Below are 15,380 nucleotides of genomic sequence, written 5' to 3'. Positions count from 1 at the left end.
GCCCATGACGCCTTCCCCGCAGTATTTCTTTCCCAGCCTGATCGCCATCGCACTGGCCGGTGCGGCTCTGCCCGCCATGGCTGAGGAAGCCGGTTTTGTCGAAGGTGCCAAGGTCAATCTGAACCTGCGCAACTTCTACATCAACCGTAACTTCACCAACCCGACCAAGAGCCAGGGCAAGGCTGAGGAGTGGACGCAAAGCTTCATCCTCGACGCTAAATCCGGGTTCACCCAGGGCACCGTCGGGTTCGGCATGGATGTGCTGGGGTTGTATTCGGTCAAGCTCGACGGCGGCAAAGGCACCGGTGGTACGCAGTTGTTGCCGCTGGATCACGATGGTCGCCCGGCGGATAACTTCGGTCGCACCAACGTGGCGTTCAAGGCCAAGCTGTCCCAGACCGAAGTGAAGGTCGGCGAATGGATGCCGGTATTGCCGATCCTGCGTTCGGACGACGGCCGCTCGCTGCCGCAAACCTTCCGTGGTGGCCAGATCACCTCGAAGGAAATCGACGGTCTGACCCTCTACGGCGGCCAGTTCCGCGCCAACAGCCCGCGCGATGACAGCAGCATGAATGACATGTCGATGACCGGCAAAATGGCGTTCACCTCAGACCGCTTCAACTTCCAGGGCGGTGAATACGCCTTCAACGGCAAGCGCACTCAGATCGGCCTGTGGAACGCTGAACTCAAGGACATCTACAGCCAGCAATACGTCAACTTGATCCACACCCAACCGCTGGGCGACTGGACATTCGGCGCCAATTTGGGGTTCTTCTACGGCAAGGATGACGGCAGCGCCCGGGCTGGTGAACTGGACAACAAGACCTGGTCGGGCCTGTTCTCGGCCAAATATGGCGGCAACACCTTCTACGTCGGCCTGCAAAAACTCACAGGCAGAAGCGCCTGGATGCGGGTCAACGGCACCAGCGGCGGCACCCTGGCCAATGACAGCTACAACGCCAGCTATGACAATGCGAAAGAAAAATCCTGGCAACTGCGCCACGACTACAACTTCGCCGCCCTTGGCGTACCAGGCCTGACCCTGATGAACCGCTACATCAGCGGCGACAACGTACACACCGCAACCACCACCGATGGCAAGGAATGGGGCCGCGAAAGCGAACTGGGCTACACCGTGCAGAGCGGCACGCTCAAAGACCTCAACCTCAAATGGCGCAACTCGACCATCCGCCGCGACTTCAGCAACAACGAGTTCGACGAGAACCGTTTGATCATCAGCTATCCGATCAGCCTGCTGTAAACACAGACCAAATGTGGGAGCGGGCTTGCTCGCGAAAGCGGTGTCTCAGCTTGCATCAATGCTGAATGTTAAACCGCTTTCGCGAGCAAGCCCGCTCCCACAAGGGGTTGTGGTGGACAGTTATTCCCGCGATTCAACCCCCAACTCATCCCACACCGATTCAGCCAGATGGAACGTCGCGTTGGCCGCAGGGATGCCGCAGTAGATCGCGCTCTGCATGATCACTTCCTTGATCTCGCCACGGGTCACGCCGTTGTTGGCGGCGGCGCGCAGGTGCAGTTTGAGTTCTTCGTTGCGGTTCATGCCGATCAGCATGGCGATGGTGATCAGGCTGCGGGTATGGCGCGGCAAGCCCGGGCGGGTCCAGATGTCGCCCCAGGCGTGGCGGGTGATCATCTCCTGGAACTCCGAGTTGAACTCGGTCAGCGCGTTCAGGCTGCGGTCGACATGGGCGTCGCCAAGTACCGCACGACGGACGTTCAGGCCCTCGTCGTAACGTTGTTTCTCGTCCACAAAAATCCCCTCAATGAGCTGACAAAAACGCCAGTACCCGGTCGCTGAACGCAGCGCCGGCCTGGACGTTGGACAGGTGCGCGGCGTAGAACTCGGCGTACTCGGCGCCACGCACTTGCTCCTGAATGAAATGCCCGCCGGACGGCGGAGTCACCGCGTCCTCGGTGCCGGCGATCACCAGCAGCGGCACCTGAATCGAGGACAACTGATCGCGGAAATCGGCGTCACGCACCGCCGCGCAATTGGCCGCGTAACCTTCAGGCGAAGTCGCCGCGAGCATGTCGGTGATCCGCTTCACCACTTCCGGATTAGCCTCGGAAAAATCTGCGGTAAACCAGCGCGCTATCGACGCATCGCGCAGGGCAACCATTGCCTCTGTGCCGTCACGCAGCACAGTTTCGATCCGTGGATTCCACACCGACGGATCGCCGATTTTCGCCGCGGTGTTGCATACGATCAGTTTATTCAAACGCTGACCGGCATTGATCCCCAGCCACTGACCGATCAACCCGCCCATGGACAGACCACAGAAATGCGCGCGTTCGATGTGCAAGGCATCCAGCAGCGCCAGCACGTCACGGCCCAGTTGCTCGATGCTGTACGGCCCCGGCGTCACCAACGACTGGCCGTGACCACGGGTGTCGAAACGCAGCACGCGAAAATGCTCGGTGAACGCCGGGATCTGCGCGTCCCACATGTGCAGGTCGGTACCCAGTGAGTTGGACAGCACCAGCACCGGCGCCTCGACAGGGCCATCGAGTTGCGGCCCTTGAATTTGGTAGTGCAGTTCGCCCTCGGCGAGTTGTACGAATGCCACAGCAGTCTCCTTCAAGAGGTCAACGCAAAATGTTCAGCCACCGCTCGCTCGACCCAGGTATGGGCCTGACCGAGGTAATGGGCGGGGTCCAGCAGACGATCGAGTTCAGCATCCGACAGCTCGGCGGTCACTTGCGGCTCGTCGCCGAGTACCGCGCGCAGATGTCGTTGCTCAGCCACTGCGCGCTTGCAGCATTGCTCCAGCAGATGGTGCGCGGTGTCGCGACCGACCCGTTGCGCCAGCACGATGCTCACGGCTTCGGCCAGCACCAGGCCCTGGGTCAGGTCGAGGTTGCGCGTCATTCGGTCGGCGTCCACTTCCAGTCCGTCGGCCACCAACAGCGCTTGCTGCAAACTGCCTGACACCAAACAGCAGATCTCCGGCAGGGTTTCCCATTCGGCATGCCACAGGCCCAGGCTGCGTTCGTGCTCCTGCGGCATCGCACTGAACAAGGTCGAGAGCAAACCCGGCACTCGCGTCGCCGCGCCGATCAGCACCGCTGCGCCCACCGGGTTGCGTTTGTGCGGCATGGTCGAGGAACCGCCCTTGCCCGGCGCCGACGGCTCGAACACTTCGCCGGCCTCGGTCTGCATCAACAGGCTGATATCGCGGCCGAGTTTGCCGAGGCTGCCGGCGATCAATCCAAGCACCGCGCCGAACTCCACCAGACGATCACGCTGGGTGTGCCAGGGTTGATCCGGCAAGGTCAGTTGCAGTTCTACGGCCAAGGCTTCGGCAATCGGCATCGCCTGTTCGCCGAGGGCCGCGAGGGTGCCGGATGCGCCACCGAATTGCAGCACCAGCAGGCGCGGTTTGAGTTCCAGCAGACGCTGACGGCTGCGCGTCACCGCCCCCAACCAACCGGCGATCTTCATGCCGAGGGTGACGGGCGTCGCGTGTTGCAACCAGGTGCGCCCGGCCAACGGCGTGGCGACGTAACTCCAGGCCTGGGTAGCGAGGGTTTCCCCCAGCTGCATCAGATCAGCTTCGATCAATTCCAGCGCGCGGCGCAGTTGCAGCACCAGGCCGGTGTCCATTGCATCCTGGCTGGTCGCGCCCAGATGCACGTAACGCTCGGCTTCGGCATTGCTCTTGGCGATCTGCTTGCCCAATGCCTTGACCAGCGGAATCGCCGAATTCCCTGCCGTGGCAATGGCCTCACCAAGCGCGGCGAAGTCGTAATGCTCGGCCCGACATGCCGCTTCGATAGACGCAACAGCCGTCTGCGGAATCAGGCCAACCCGCGCCTCGGCCCGGGCCAGTGCCGCTTCGAAATCAAGCATGGCCTGAACCCGGCCCTGATCGCAGAACACCTCACGCATGTCGCGTGCAGTGAAGTAGGCTTCGAACAATTGATTGCCCGGTCGCTGGTTCATAAACAGTCCTTGCAGGCGAGGGCCGGTCAGGCCCCCGCGTAAAGATCAAAGGTCGTTTTGCAAATACTTCGCCTGTTTCGGCAGACGCAGGCTGAACAGGAACGCGACCGCCATCATCACCGTCACGTACCAATAGAACGAGTTTTCCATGCCCCCGGCTTTAAGGCTCAGCGCCACATACTCCGCCGAACCGCCGAAGATTGCATTGGCCACCGCATACGCCAGGCCGACGCCCAAGGCGCGTACCTCTGGCGGGAACATTTCGGCTTTCACCAGACCGCTGATCGAGGTGTAGAAACTCACGATCGCCAGCGCCAGGGTAATCAGGACAAAGGCCAGGAACGGACTGCTGACACTTTTCAGGCTCAACAGGATCGGTACGGTGAACAACGTCCCGAGGGCGCCGAACCAAAGCATCGAATTGCGCCGGCCGATCTTGTCGGCGAGCATGCCGAAGAACGGTTGCATGCACATATAAAGGAACAGCGCGCCGGTCATGATGTAGCTCGCGGTCTTGGCGTGCATGCCGGCGGTATTCACCAGGTACTTCTGCATGTATGTGGTGAATGTGTAGAAAATCAGCGAACCGCCGGCGGTGTAACCCAGCACGGTGATGAACGCAGCCTTGTGATCGCGGAACAGCGCACGGATGCTGCCGGCGTCCTTGTTTTCGCGCATTTCCTTGCTGGTGGTTTCCTTGAGCGCACGACGCAGGAACAACGAAATCAATGCCGCAGCCGCACCGACCACGAACGGAATTCGCCAGCCATAGGCACGCAATTCATCTTCGCTGAGGAACTGCTGCAGGACCACCACCAGCGACACCGCCAGCAGTTGCCCGCCAATCAGCGTGACGTACTGGAATGAGGCAAAGAAACCGCGCTGGCCCTTGAGCGCGACTTCACTCATGTAGGTCGCGGTGGTGCCGTACTCGCCGCCCACCGACAAGCCCTGCAGCAGGCGCGCGAACAACAGCATGATCGGCGCCCAGACCCCGATGCTGTCGTAGGTCGGCAGGCAGGCGATGAGCAACGAACCGAAGCACATCATCAGAATCGAGATCAACATCGAATTCTTGCGCCCGTGTTTGTCCGCCACCCGACCGAAGATCCACCCGCCAATTGGCCGCATCAGAAACCCGGCAGCGAATACGCCCGCCGTGTTCACCAGCTGCACCGTGGGGTTGTCGGAGGGGAAAAACGCCGGGGCGAAATAGATTGCGCAGAAGGCGTAGACGTAAAAGTCGAACCATTCAACCAGATTGCCGGACGAGGCGCCGACAATCGCAAAGATCCTTTTGTTGCGTTCTTCACTGGTGTAGAGAGCTGTGAGAGTTGTCATCGTTCTTCACTATTTTGGGGACCGTGAGAGTCTAGACACACTTTGCAACAATCCCGTTCCGCAAATGCATTAGCGACGCGAATCCCTGTGGGAGCGGGCTTGCTCGCGAAGAGGACGGCACAGTCAACATTGATGTCGCCTGACACACCGCTTTCGCGAGCAAGCCCGCTCCCACAGGTTTTGCGGCGCTCAATCAATAATCAAAAAACACCGTCTCCGCATCCGTCCCCTGCAAAATCACATTCCACTGATAAACACCCGCAGCATCCTGCTTCGCCAGCAAGGTACCGCGGCGTTCAGCAGGCACGCACTCCAGCAGCGGGTCCGCCACGTTGGCCGGTTCGCCGTCGAAGTAAATCCGCGTCAGCAAGTGCTTCACCAACCCGCGAGCAAACACCAGCACCACCAAATGTGGCGCCTGGGTCGTACCCTTCAAGCCTTCCACTGTGCCCGGTTTGATCGTGGTAAAGCGGAAGCGCCCTTCTGCATCCACCGGCACCCGGCCAAACCCTTCGAAGTTCGGGTCCAGGGGTTTGTCTTGATCGTCTTCGGGATGGTCGTACTTGCCTGCGGCGTTGGCCTGCCAGACTTCCAGCATCGCATCGTTGACGAAGTCGCCGTTGCCATCGACGACTTGCCCGGTGATCGCCACGCGCTCACCGAGAGTCTGTGCAACGGTCAGGTCTTCGCGGTTCAGCCAGGTCAGGCCGATGTGGTAATACGGCCCGACGGTGTGGGACGTGGTCGCGTTCAGCGTCATCTTATTTCTCCATCGGCGTGGCTTCGCGCCCGCGCAAGACGATGTCCCAGCGATAACCGAGGGCGTAGGAAGGGATGGTTTTTTCCAGGTCGAAACTGGCGATCAGGCGCTCTTTGGCACTCGTATCAGGCACGCAGTTGTAGATCGGGTCGTAAGCCAGCAACGGGTCGCCCGGGAAATACATCTGGGTCACCAGGCGCGTGAGAATACTCGGCCCGAACAGTGAGAAATGGATGTGCGCCGGGCGCCAGGCGTTGTGATGGTTACCCCATGGATAGGCGCCGGGCTTGATGGTCTGGAACTGATACCAGCCATCGGCGTCGGTCACGGTGCGACCGGTGCCGGTGAAGTTCGGGTCCAGCGGCGCGTCGTGCAGGTCGCGGGCATGGGCGTAGCGGCCGGCCGCGTTGGCCTGCCAGATCTCCACCAGAATTCCCGGCACCGGCAGACCGTTTTCATCCAGCACACGGCCGTGAATGATGATCCGTTCACCCAATGGCTCGCCCGAGTGCTGGGCGGTCAGGTCGTTGTCCTGCTCCTCGATGCGATCGGCGCCAATGGTCGGGCCGGTTATTTCCGACAGCGAATGAGGCAAAAACACCAACGGCTTGGACGGCGAGCGAAGGTTGGTGGATTGATAAGGAGGGTGCAGGTATTCCGGCTGAGTGCCCGCCTGTGGGCGACGGTAACCAGGTTTGTCAGTCATTGCGCTTTCCTCAGTTCTTATTAGTCGACGCTTTTAATTCACAGCCAGCGTGTCAGACCCGTTCGATCGCCAAGGCCAGCCCCTGGCCGACACCGACGCACATGGTCGCCAGACCTTTCTTGCCACCGGTTTTTTCCAGTTGATGCAGCGCGGTCAGTACCAAGCGTGCACCGCTCATGCCCAGCGGATGGCCCAAGGCAATGGCGCCACCGTTCGGGTTGACCTGGGCCGCGTCATCCGCCAGTCCCAGTTCACGCAGCACGGCCAAGCCCTGGCTGGCGAAGGCTTCGTTGAGTTCAATCACGTCGAAATCTCTGACCGCCAAGCCCAGGCGTTCGGTCAATTTGCGCACCGCTGGCACCGGGCCGATGCCCATCACCCTGGGTGCGACACCGGCACTCGACATGCCCAACACGCGAGCGCGGGCAGTCAGGCCATGTTTCTTCACCGCGTCGCCGGAGGCCAGAATCAACGCCGCCGCACCGTCGTTCACCCCGGAAGCATTGCCGGCGGTAACGGTTTTGTCCGGGCCATTGACCGGTTTGAGTTTGGCCAGGGTTTCCAATGTCGTGTCAGCGCGGGGATGTTCATCCTGCGTGATGACGCTTTCCCCCTTCTTGTGGGCAATGCGCACTTCGACGATTTCTTCGGCAAAAAAACCTGCAGCTTGCGCGGCCGCTGTGCGTTGCTGACTGCGCAGGGCGAAAGCATCCTGATCGGCGCGGGAAACCTGGTAATCATCGGCCACGTTATCGGCGGTCTGCGGCATCGCGTCCACGCCGTACTGGGCTTTCATCAACGGATTGATGAAACGCCAGCCGATGGTGGTGTCTTCCAGTTTCATGTTGCGCGAGAACGCCGCATCGGCCTTGCCCATCACGAACGGTGCGCGAGACATCGACTCGACGCCGCCGGCAATCGCCAACTCCATCTCGCCACTGGCGATGGCCCGGAACGCCGTGCCGATCGCATCCATGCCCGAAGCGCACAGGCGATTGAGGGTGACCCCGGGAATGGTTTCCGGCAGGCCGGCCAGCAGCAACGCCATGCGTGCCACGTTGCGGTTGTCTTCGCCGGCCTGGTTGGCGCAACCGAGGAACACTTCGTCTACCGCGTTCCAGTCTACCGACGGGTTGCGCGCCATCAGCGCTTTGATCGGCACGGCGGCCAGATCATCGGCGCGAACCGCCGACAGGCCGCCGCCGAAACGGCCGATGGGGGTGCGAATGGCGTCACAGATATATACGTCACGCATCAGGCTTCTCCGGGTGCTTGGCCGTGGGCTGCAGCGGTGCGGGCTTCCAGATCGCGCAGCGCGGTCAGCTCGACATCGGTTGGCTCGGCGGTGTTTTCCACCTGATCGGCAAAACGAATCGCCCAACCGGTGGCCGCAATCACTTGCTCGCGGGTCACGCCTGGGTGCAGCGCGGTGACCACGAATTCATGAGTATCCGCTTCGGGTTCCATGATGCACAGGTCGGTAATAATGCCGACCGGACCGGCGCCTGGCAGACCCAGACGCTTGCGCGAATCACCGCCCTCGCCATGACCGACCGAGGTGATGAAGTCGAGTTTGTCGACAAAGGAGCGCGCCGACTGCTTGAGGATGATCAGCACGCTCTTGGCGGAACCGGCGATCTCCGGCGCGCCACCGGCGCCCGGCAGGCGAACTTTCGGCTGATGGTAATCGCCCACCACCGTGGTGTTGATGTTGCCGAAACGGTCGACTTGCGCGGCGCCGAGAAAACCGACGTCGATGCGCCCGCCCTGCAACCAGTAGCGAAAAATCTCACCGGTCGGGACGACAGTGTCGGCGGTTTCCGCCAGTTCACCGTCACCGATCGACAGCGGCAATACGCTCGGCTTGGCACCGATCGGCCCCGATTCATAGATCAGGACTACATCTGGCGAGGAAGTCAGACGCGCCAAGTTGGCGGCTTTCGACGGCAGGCCGATGCCGACGAAGCATACCGAACCGTTTTTCAGACGGCGGGCGGCGGCGACGGTCATCATTTCATTGGTGGTGTAAGTCATTACTTGGCCTCCGAAGCAGCAGCTAGCTTGGCCTGGAACTCACTGAAGTCAGCGCAACCGTGGATGTACTCGTTGATCCACGCGGTGAAGGTTTCACGGTCGCGGGCAATCGGGTCCCAGGCTTGGTAGAAGCGGTTATCGCGCTCGGTGTAACCGTGGGCGTAGGACGGATGCGCACCACCCGGTACATGGCAGACCGCGCTCAAGGCCCAGGTCGGCAGCACGCAAGCGTTCATCGGTGCGTTGAGGTCGTCGACGATTTCTTCAACAGTGACGATGCAACGCTTGGCGGCCAGCGCCGCTTCTTTCTGCACGCCGAGAATGCCCCAGAGCAGCACATTGCCTTTGCGGTCGGCTTTCTGCGCGTGAATCACGGTGATGTCCGGGCGCACCGACGGCACCGCCGCCAGCACTTCGCCGGTGAACGGGCACGTGACGGTTTTGATCAGCGGGTTGACCTTTGGCAGGTCGGAGCCGGCGTAGGCACGCAGCACCGCGAACGGTAAGCCCGAAGCGCCCGCGACGTAGGCATTGGCCAGGTCGGCGTGGCTGTGCTCTTCGATTTCCAGCGCATGCGGCCACTGCCTTTCGACCGCGTCACGCAGACGGTGCAGCGAGCCCACGCCTGGGTTACCGCCCCAGGAGAAAATCAGTTTGCGAGCACAACCGGCACCGATCAACTGGTCGTAGATCAAGTCGGGCGTCATCCGCACCAGGGTCAGATCTTTCTTGCCCTGACGGATGATTTCGTGACCCGCCGCCGTAGGGATCAGGTGAGTAAAGCCTTCGAGCGCGACGGTATCGCCGTCGTTGACGAACTGCTTTACCGCGTCATGCAGCGAAAGGATTTCAGCCATGGGGCAGGCTCCCGTTTTGTTATGAACCGACAGTGGTAGAAAAAGGCGCGAGGTTCAGCACCGGAATGACTGAAGAGTAAGCCCCTGGAAAACGCCAAACAATCCGATAATCGACTGAGTGTTCGTTTATCGAACAGATTGTTGTCTCCCTACCGATCTCCTGCGCCGATCGTTCCCACGCTCCGCGTGGGAATGCAGCTCGGGACGCTCCGCGCCCCAGAAGCGGACGCGGAGCGTCCGTTGAGGCATTCCCACGCGGAGCGTGGGAACGATCACATCTCGGAAATTGCCCTCAGGTCGCATCCGCATGACTGACCATGCCCTTGATCACCACCGCCGTCGTCGCTAACGCGGCTGGAATTACCAGTGCCGTCAGCACCTGTTCGAAGTTCCAGCCCAGGCCCAGCAACGTTGCGCCCATCCACGCACCGAGGATCGCGCCGAAGCGGCCAATCCCGAGCATCCACGACACACCGGTCGCCCGCCCTTGAGTCGGATAAAACCGCGCCGCCAGCGACGGCATCGCCGATTGCGCGCCGTTGACGCACATCCCGGCCACCAGCACCAGGGTTGCCAGCAACGTGATGTTGCCCAGGCTCTGCCCTACCGCGTAGGCAAACACCCCGGCGAATAAGTAGAAAATGCCGATGACCTTGTGCGGATTGAACCGGTCCATCGCCCAGCCCACACCCACTGCGCTCAACACCCCACCGAACTGGAACAGCGCACCAATGAACGCCGCCTGTTCCATGCTCGCGCCGCTGTCACGCATCAGCGTCGGCAGCCAACTGGTCAGCAGGTAAACAATCACCAGCCCCATGAAGTACGTCAGCCACAGCAACAACGTACCGGTGCTGTACGTGCCGGAGAAGATCACGGCAAACACATTGCGCGCCTTCACGGTTTTCTGTTCCGGCACGCTGAAGCTCGAAGCCTGAGCCACCACCATTGGGTCGATCGGCGCCAAGGCCTTGCGCACTTTGTCCGTGCCACGGTTGCGCACCACCAGATAGCGCGCCGATTCCGGCAACCAGAACAGCAAGACGACGGCGAGGATCAACGGCAGAATTCCGCCGATCATCAACAGGCTGTGCCAGCCGAAGGCCGGGATCAGTTTGGCCGAGATGAACCCGCCACCGGCCATACCAAGGTTGAAGCCGCAGAACATGCTGGTCACCAGCAGGGATTTCTTGCGCTCTGGAGTGTATTCGGAGAGCAACGTGGTGGCGTTCGGCATGCCGGCGCCCAGGCCCAGACCAGTGAGGAAACGCAGCACCAGCAGTTGATCGACGTTGGTGCTATAGGCCGACGCCAGGCTGAAAGCGCCGAACACCAACACCGCGCCCACCAGTACGACTTTTCGCCCGAAGCGGTCAGCCAATGGGCCAGACCCCAGCGCACCGAAGACCATGCCGATCAACGCCGCACTCATCACCGGGCCGAGACTGGCGCGATCGATGCCCCAGTCCTGGGACAATGCAGGCGCGATAAAACCCATGGCCGCAGTGTCGAGGCCATCGAGGAAAACAATCAGGAAACATAGAATCACCACCCGCCATTGGTAGCGCGAAATGGGTTGAGCATTGATGAAGGACTGCACGTCGAGGCAGTTTCCTACAGCAGACTGAGGCTGGTTCATTATTTTTATTCCACGCAAAGAACGCAGTCGAACAGGTGTCAGCCGGGGCTGACGCTGTCACTAGAAAAGGAGGTCGGGATCAGGCGATTCGGTTTCGGCAGCTAAACCGGTGGGAACAGCGACAGTCGGGAAACGTGCGCATGACAATGCCTCTTCTCATTGTTATTGGGGCGTGATCCGGCGGCTGAAGGCCAACTAGTGCCGGATGACGCTGCCGCGACATTAATGAGCCAAGGGAAAGAGCGTCAATTCGACAAACGCGACTCTGTGCGTTTATCGAACAGCTTAGGCAAAGAGTTGCGCGCTCAGATCACGACTGGCGCTTAGCAGGCCGGGCAGGAAACGCTGTTCCAGCTCGCTGCGACTGACCCGGCCGGCGTGGGTGCTGACGTTTAACGCCGCCACCACTTGGCCGGAAGCGTCGTACACCGGAACGGCAATCGAGCGCAGGCCCTGCTCCAGTTCCTGATCGACGATGCACCAGCCTTGTTGCCGTACCTCTTGCAGGCATTCGAGCAACGCCTCGGGGGTATGCAACGTGCGGCTGGTTTTGGCTTGCAGCTCTGCATGGTCGAGGTATTCGCGCAGTGACGTGTCGTCCAGCGCGGCGAGAAGAATCCTGCCCATGGACGTGCAATAGGCCGGCAGCCGCCCGCCCACCGAGAGGTCGACGGAAATCAGCCGCTGGGTGGTCGCCGAGCGCGCAATGTACAAAATGTCATCGCCCTCCAGCGTGGCCATGTTGCAGGCCTCATGCAGTTGCTCGCTCATGCGGTCCAGATATGGCTGGGCAGAAACCGCCAATGGCGTCGACGACAAATAGGCATGGCCCAGGGTCAGTACTTTGGGCAGCAGCGAATAAGTACGCCCATCAGTGGTGGCGTAGCCGAGCTTGATCAGGGTATGCAGGCAACGTCGCACAGCGGCGCGGGGAATTTCCGTGCGATGGCTGATCTGCGCAATGGTCAGGTGCCGCTTGCGCTCCTGGAACGCTTGCACCACCGCCAGACCACGGGCCAGGGAGGTCATGAAATCCGGATCACCGGTCAGGGCCTGGATTCGCTTGGCGGGCGAGGCAACGATCGGCGGTGCCACTGAAGCGAAGGAATTGCGCATTTGATCGTTCATATCAGTTATTTCCCACACGGATCAGCGACTATTACAAGCGGCTGCCGGTCTGACACACAAGCCATCGGCCACCAAGATTGGGCGATTATCGAACCACGGGCCGATAATCGCAATCAATGGCTGCTTATGATGAGCCATACTGCTTTCAGTCCCCCTGCAATACGATTGTTATTTTCGGTCACGATTTAAAGAAGCACCGGTGTAATAATTCGTTCGGCTTAATGGCGCCAGAAAGTCATCGCTGTAACTGGCATCACGGCGCCCTAGTTACCGGTAAAAGTTTGCGAGTAACAAAACAATCACACACGAGGAACTACTTTTAACTCTCAAGAGATAGTGTTCTTCGGATCGACCGCTATAATACATCTCAGTGGCGACCGGTTTTTTATGTGCCGATTCCGCCAACCGGCAGCGCAATATCCATTGCCGCTGTCCGCAGCAAGCGCCTGACGCTCATTTCATATGCACCGCCAACGCGCTCGCTGAAACAGGAGACTGATGCTACGTCAGCTGTTTTTCTCTGGTGCCGTGGCCGCCTGCAACAAGGACGAATTGATTGCTCCGAGGGAACGATGCCGTGTCAGGCATTGTCCCTTCAACGAGCGTGGTCAATAAATCGATGCAGCGCGTTTCACCAGAATTAATCTCAACTCAATCAGGTAGCACTGTGACGAAAGACGAACTGCGCGCGGAACTTGAGCGCCAGGAACAACGTTACAAGGAAGTTTACGGCGGGGAAGTCACCACCTACGCCGCTCAGCCCGAACCCGAACGCAAACCCTGGCGTAAACGCGCCACCGTTCAGGATCAGGCCTTCTCCCAGGAATTGCAGAAGATGGAAAAGGAACTCAAAGCCGAAGAGCCATGACCGCCTCGGCTTGAACCTTTCAAGAGCCTGCATCTACACCTGTTAAAAGCGGGTTGTATGGATGATGCTTTTCGTGCCCGCTACAAGCGGGCAGCGGTCTCCTCATCCATTGGATGAGGCAAATGGCTCCTGTCTGACCCTCTTCCAAGAAATTTCACACACACCTTCAAGCCTCGCGCTTCGCCGGGAGAAACCCTTGTGGCTACGGCCTTTACAAGTAAATTCAATGACTTGTAAAACCCCGAAAAAACCTGGGGCCTGGGGGATTGCCACAAATTAATTCGTTGAAGAATGTTACCGATGAGCAGCAAGTGCATCGATTAGCAGTCTTTTCTGGCATAATCGCGCCCCCTTACGACCGGGTCAGAAAACCTTCATGATCGATTTATTCAGCGGACTGGATGCTTGGGTGCTTGTGAGCCTCTTGCTCGCCCTGGCCTTTGTCCTCGCCTTCGAGTTCATCAACGGCTTTCATGACACCGCAAACGCGGTGGCCACTGTTATCTACACCAAAGCCATGCCGCCCCATCTGGCGGTGTTCTTTTCCGGTGTGTTCAACTTCCTCGGCGTGCTGCTGGGCGGTGTGGGCGTGGCGTATGCCATCGTCCATTTGCTGCCGGTAGAACTGCTGATCAATGTGAACACCGGTCACGGACTGGCCATGGTGTTCTCGTTGCTCGCCGCCGCCATCACCTGGAACCTGGGCACCTGGTACTTCGGTATCCCGGCCTCCAGTTCCCACACGCTGATCGGTTCGATCCTCGGTGTAGGCCTGGCCAACGCCCTGATCAACGACATTCCGTTGGCCGATGGCGTGAACTGGCAGAAGGCGATCGATATCGGTGCGTCCCTGGTATTCTCGCCAATGGCCGGTTTCCTGATCGCAGCCCTGGTGCTGATCGGTCTTAAATGGTGGCGTCCGCTGTCCAAGATGCACAAGACACCGGAACAGCGCCGCAAGATCGACGACAAGAAACACCCGCCGTTCTGGAACCGTCTGGTGCTGGTGATTTCGGCAATGGCAGTCAGCTTCGTGCACGGCTCGAACGATGGCCAGAAAGGTATCGGCCTGATCATGCTGGTGCTGATCGGTATCGTGCCGGCGCAGTTCGTTCTCGACCTGAACAGCACCACCTACCAGATCGAACGTACTCGCGATGCGACCCTGCACCTGAGCCAGTTCTACGAGCGCAACCGCGAATCCCTGGGTGAGTTCCTGGCACTGGGTAAAAGCGTGAAAGGCGATCTGCCGGAGAAATTCCGTTGCAACCCGCAACAGACCGAACCGACCATTTCAGCTCTGCTTGGCACCCTTAAAGGTGTAGCCGACTACCATTCGTTGCCGTCGGAAAGCCGCATCGAAGTACGTCGCTACCTGCTCTGCCTGGACGACACAGCGAAGAAAGTCGCCAAACTGCCAGGCCTCGCGGCCCGTGAAAAGGCTGACCTGGACAAACTGCGCAAGGACCTGACCACCACCACCGAATACGCCCCGTTCTGGGTGATTCTGGCGGTCGCACTGGCCCTCGGCCTGGGTACCATGGTCGGTTGGAAACGCGTGGTACTGACCATTGGCGAGAAGATCGGCAAGCAAGGCATGACCTACGCCCAAGGTATGTCGGCGCAGATCACCACCGCGTGCATGATCGGCGCGGCGAACATCTTCAGCCTCCCGGTTTCCACCACTCACGTTCTGTCCTCAGGCGTGGCCGGCACCATGGTCGCGAACAAAAGCGGCCTGCAAGGCGGCACCGTCAGAACCATCCTGCTGGCCTGGGTCCTGACCCTGCCAGCCACCGTGGCCCTGTCGGCCGGCCTGTTCTGGCTGGCGTCCAAGGCACTGGGTAGCTGATACACCGCTACTGAAAAAGGCGCGTTCCGTGAGGTTCGCGCCTTTTTTATTGCTGCTTGGATACACCACCAATCAATTGTGGGAGCGGGCTTGCTCGCGAAGGCGGCTTAGCAGCCAACATAGATGTTGAATGTTATGGCCTCTTCGCGAGCAAGCCCGCTCCCACATTGGCTCTATGTACACCCTGATAGAAATTCGCAGACAAAAAAAAGGGCGACCGAAGTCGCC

At 60.0% G+C, this 15,380-nt stretch carries 14 protein-coding genes; 3 read left to right on the top strand and 11 right to left on the bottom strand.

Annotated features, from left to right (window positions below):
* Window positions 1-4 precede the first annotated feature (4 nt).
* Window positions 5-1,261 carry an OprD family porin gene (locus AB7M29_RS09605; RefSeq protein ID WP_454246760.1) on the top strand — a complete coding sequence of 419 codons (1,257 nt, stop codon included), beginning with the start codon at window positions 5-7 and terminating at the stop codon, window positions 1,259-1,261.
* A 120-nt stretch (window positions 1,262-1,381) separates the two neighbouring features.
* Here the strand turns inward: AB7M29_RS09605 and pcaC are convergent, their stop codons facing one another.
* The 11 genes from pcaC to pcaR form a co-directional block, all read right to left on the bottom strand.
* The gene (gene pcaC / locus AB7M29_RS09600; RefSeq protein ID WP_008005892.1) at window positions 1,382-1,774 is read right to left on the bottom strand and encodes a 4-carboxymuconolactone decarboxylase; all 393 of its coding nucleotides are present in this window, start codon (window positions 1,772-1,774) and stop codon (window positions 1,382-1,384) included.
* A gap of 10 nt (window positions 1,775-1,784) precedes the next feature.
* On the bottom strand, window positions 1,785-2,591 hold the full coding sequence (gene pcaD, locus AB7M29_RS09595; RefSeq protein ID WP_217856661.1) for a 3-oxoadipate enol-lactonase: 807 nt from the start codon (window positions 2,589-2,591) through the stop codon (window positions 1,785-1,787).
* A gap of 11 nt (window positions 2,592-2,602) precedes the next feature.
* Window positions 2,603-3,967 (bottom strand): 3-carboxy-cis,cis-muconate cycloisomerase, encoded by a 1,365-nt coding sequence (locus AB7M29_RS09590; protein ID WP_454246759.1) that lies wholly within the window; start codon window positions 3,965-3,967, stop codon window positions 2,603-2,605.
* Between the two features lie 45 nt (window positions 3,968-4,012).
* Window positions 4,013-5,308 carry an MFS family transporter gene (locus tag AB7M29_RS09585; protein WP_217856662.1) on the bottom strand — a complete coding sequence of 432 codons (1,296 nt, stop codon included), beginning with the start codon at window positions 5,306-5,308 and terminating at the stop codon, window positions 4,013-4,015.
* 193 nt (window positions 5,309-5,501) lie between these two features.
* On the bottom strand, window positions 5,502-6,068 hold the full coding sequence (pcaG, locus tag AB7M29_RS09580) for a protocatechuate 3,4-dioxygenase subunit alpha (RefSeq protein ID WP_123719757.1): 567 nt from the start codon (window positions 6,066-6,068) through the stop codon (window positions 5,502-5,504).
* A 1-nt stretch (window position 6,069) separates the two neighbouring features.
* On the bottom strand, window positions 6,070-6,774 hold the full coding sequence (pcaH, locus tag AB7M29_RS09575; protein ID WP_217856663.1) for a protocatechuate 3,4-dioxygenase subunit beta: 705 nt from the start codon (window positions 6,772-6,774) through the stop codon (window positions 6,070-6,072).
* Window positions 6,775-6,826: 52 nt separating this feature from the next.
* Window positions 6,827-8,032: a 3-oxoadipyl-CoA thiolase gene (pcaF, locus tag AB7M29_RS09570; RefSeq protein WP_217856801.1), complete on the bottom strand. Its 1,206-nt coding sequence runs from the start codon at window positions 8,030-8,032 to the stop codon at window positions 6,827-6,829.
* Window positions 8,029-8,808 carry a CoA-transferase subunit beta gene (locus AB7M29_RS09565; protein WP_008005876.1) on the bottom strand — a complete coding sequence of 260 codons (780 nt, stop codon included), beginning with the start codon at window positions 8,806-8,808 and terminating at the stop codon, window positions 8,029-8,031. Before AB7M29_RS09565 ends, pcaF begins: the two co-directional genes overlap by 4 nt.
* Window positions 8,808-9,665, bottom strand: coding sequence for a CoA transferase subunit A (locus AB7M29_RS09560; RefSeq protein WP_007903838.1), 858 nt, complete (start codon window positions 9,663-9,665; stop codon window positions 8,808-8,810). Before AB7M29_RS09560 ends, AB7M29_RS09565 begins: the two co-directional genes overlap by 1 nt.
* Before the next feature lie 292 nt (window positions 9,666-9,957).
* Window positions 9,958-11,304 carry an aromatic acid/H+ symport family MFS transporter gene (locus tag AB7M29_RS09555; RefSeq protein ID WP_454246758.1) on the bottom strand — a complete coding sequence of 449 codons (1,347 nt, stop codon included), beginning with the start codon at window positions 11,302-11,304 and terminating at the stop codon, window positions 9,958-9,960.
* Between the two features lie 285 nt (window positions 11,305-11,589).
* Window positions 11,590-12,432 carry a pca regulon transcriptional regulator PcaR gene (gene pcaR, locus AB7M29_RS09550; RefSeq protein ID WP_007903845.1) on the bottom strand — a complete coding sequence of 281 codons (843 nt, stop codon included), beginning with the start codon at window positions 12,430-12,432 and terminating at the stop codon, window positions 11,590-11,592.
* 667 nt (window positions 12,433-13,099) lie between these two features.
* Between pcaR and AB7M29_RS09545 the strand changes: the two genes are divergently transcribed.
* Together AB7M29_RS09545 and AB7M29_RS09540 are read left to right on the top strand one after the other, a co-directional pair.
* Window positions 13,100-13,300 (top strand): hypothetical protein, encoded by a 201-nt coding sequence (locus AB7M29_RS09545; RefSeq protein ID WP_007903846.1) that lies wholly within the window; start codon window positions 13,100-13,102, stop codon window positions 13,298-13,300.
* Between the two features lie 376 nt (window positions 13,301-13,676).
* Complete coding sequence (locus AB7M29_RS09540; RefSeq protein WP_007903847.1) at window positions 13,677-15,152, top strand: inorganic phosphate transporter; 1,476 nt, start codon at window positions 13,677-13,679, stop codon at window positions 15,150-15,152.
* Window positions 15,153-15,380 lie beyond the last annotated feature (228 nt).

It is taken from the genome of Pseudomonas sp. F-14 TE3623 (assembly GCF_053629015.1).
Note: the sequence above shows the minus strand (reverse complement) of the source record. Positions and strands in the feature narration are given on the sequence as shown.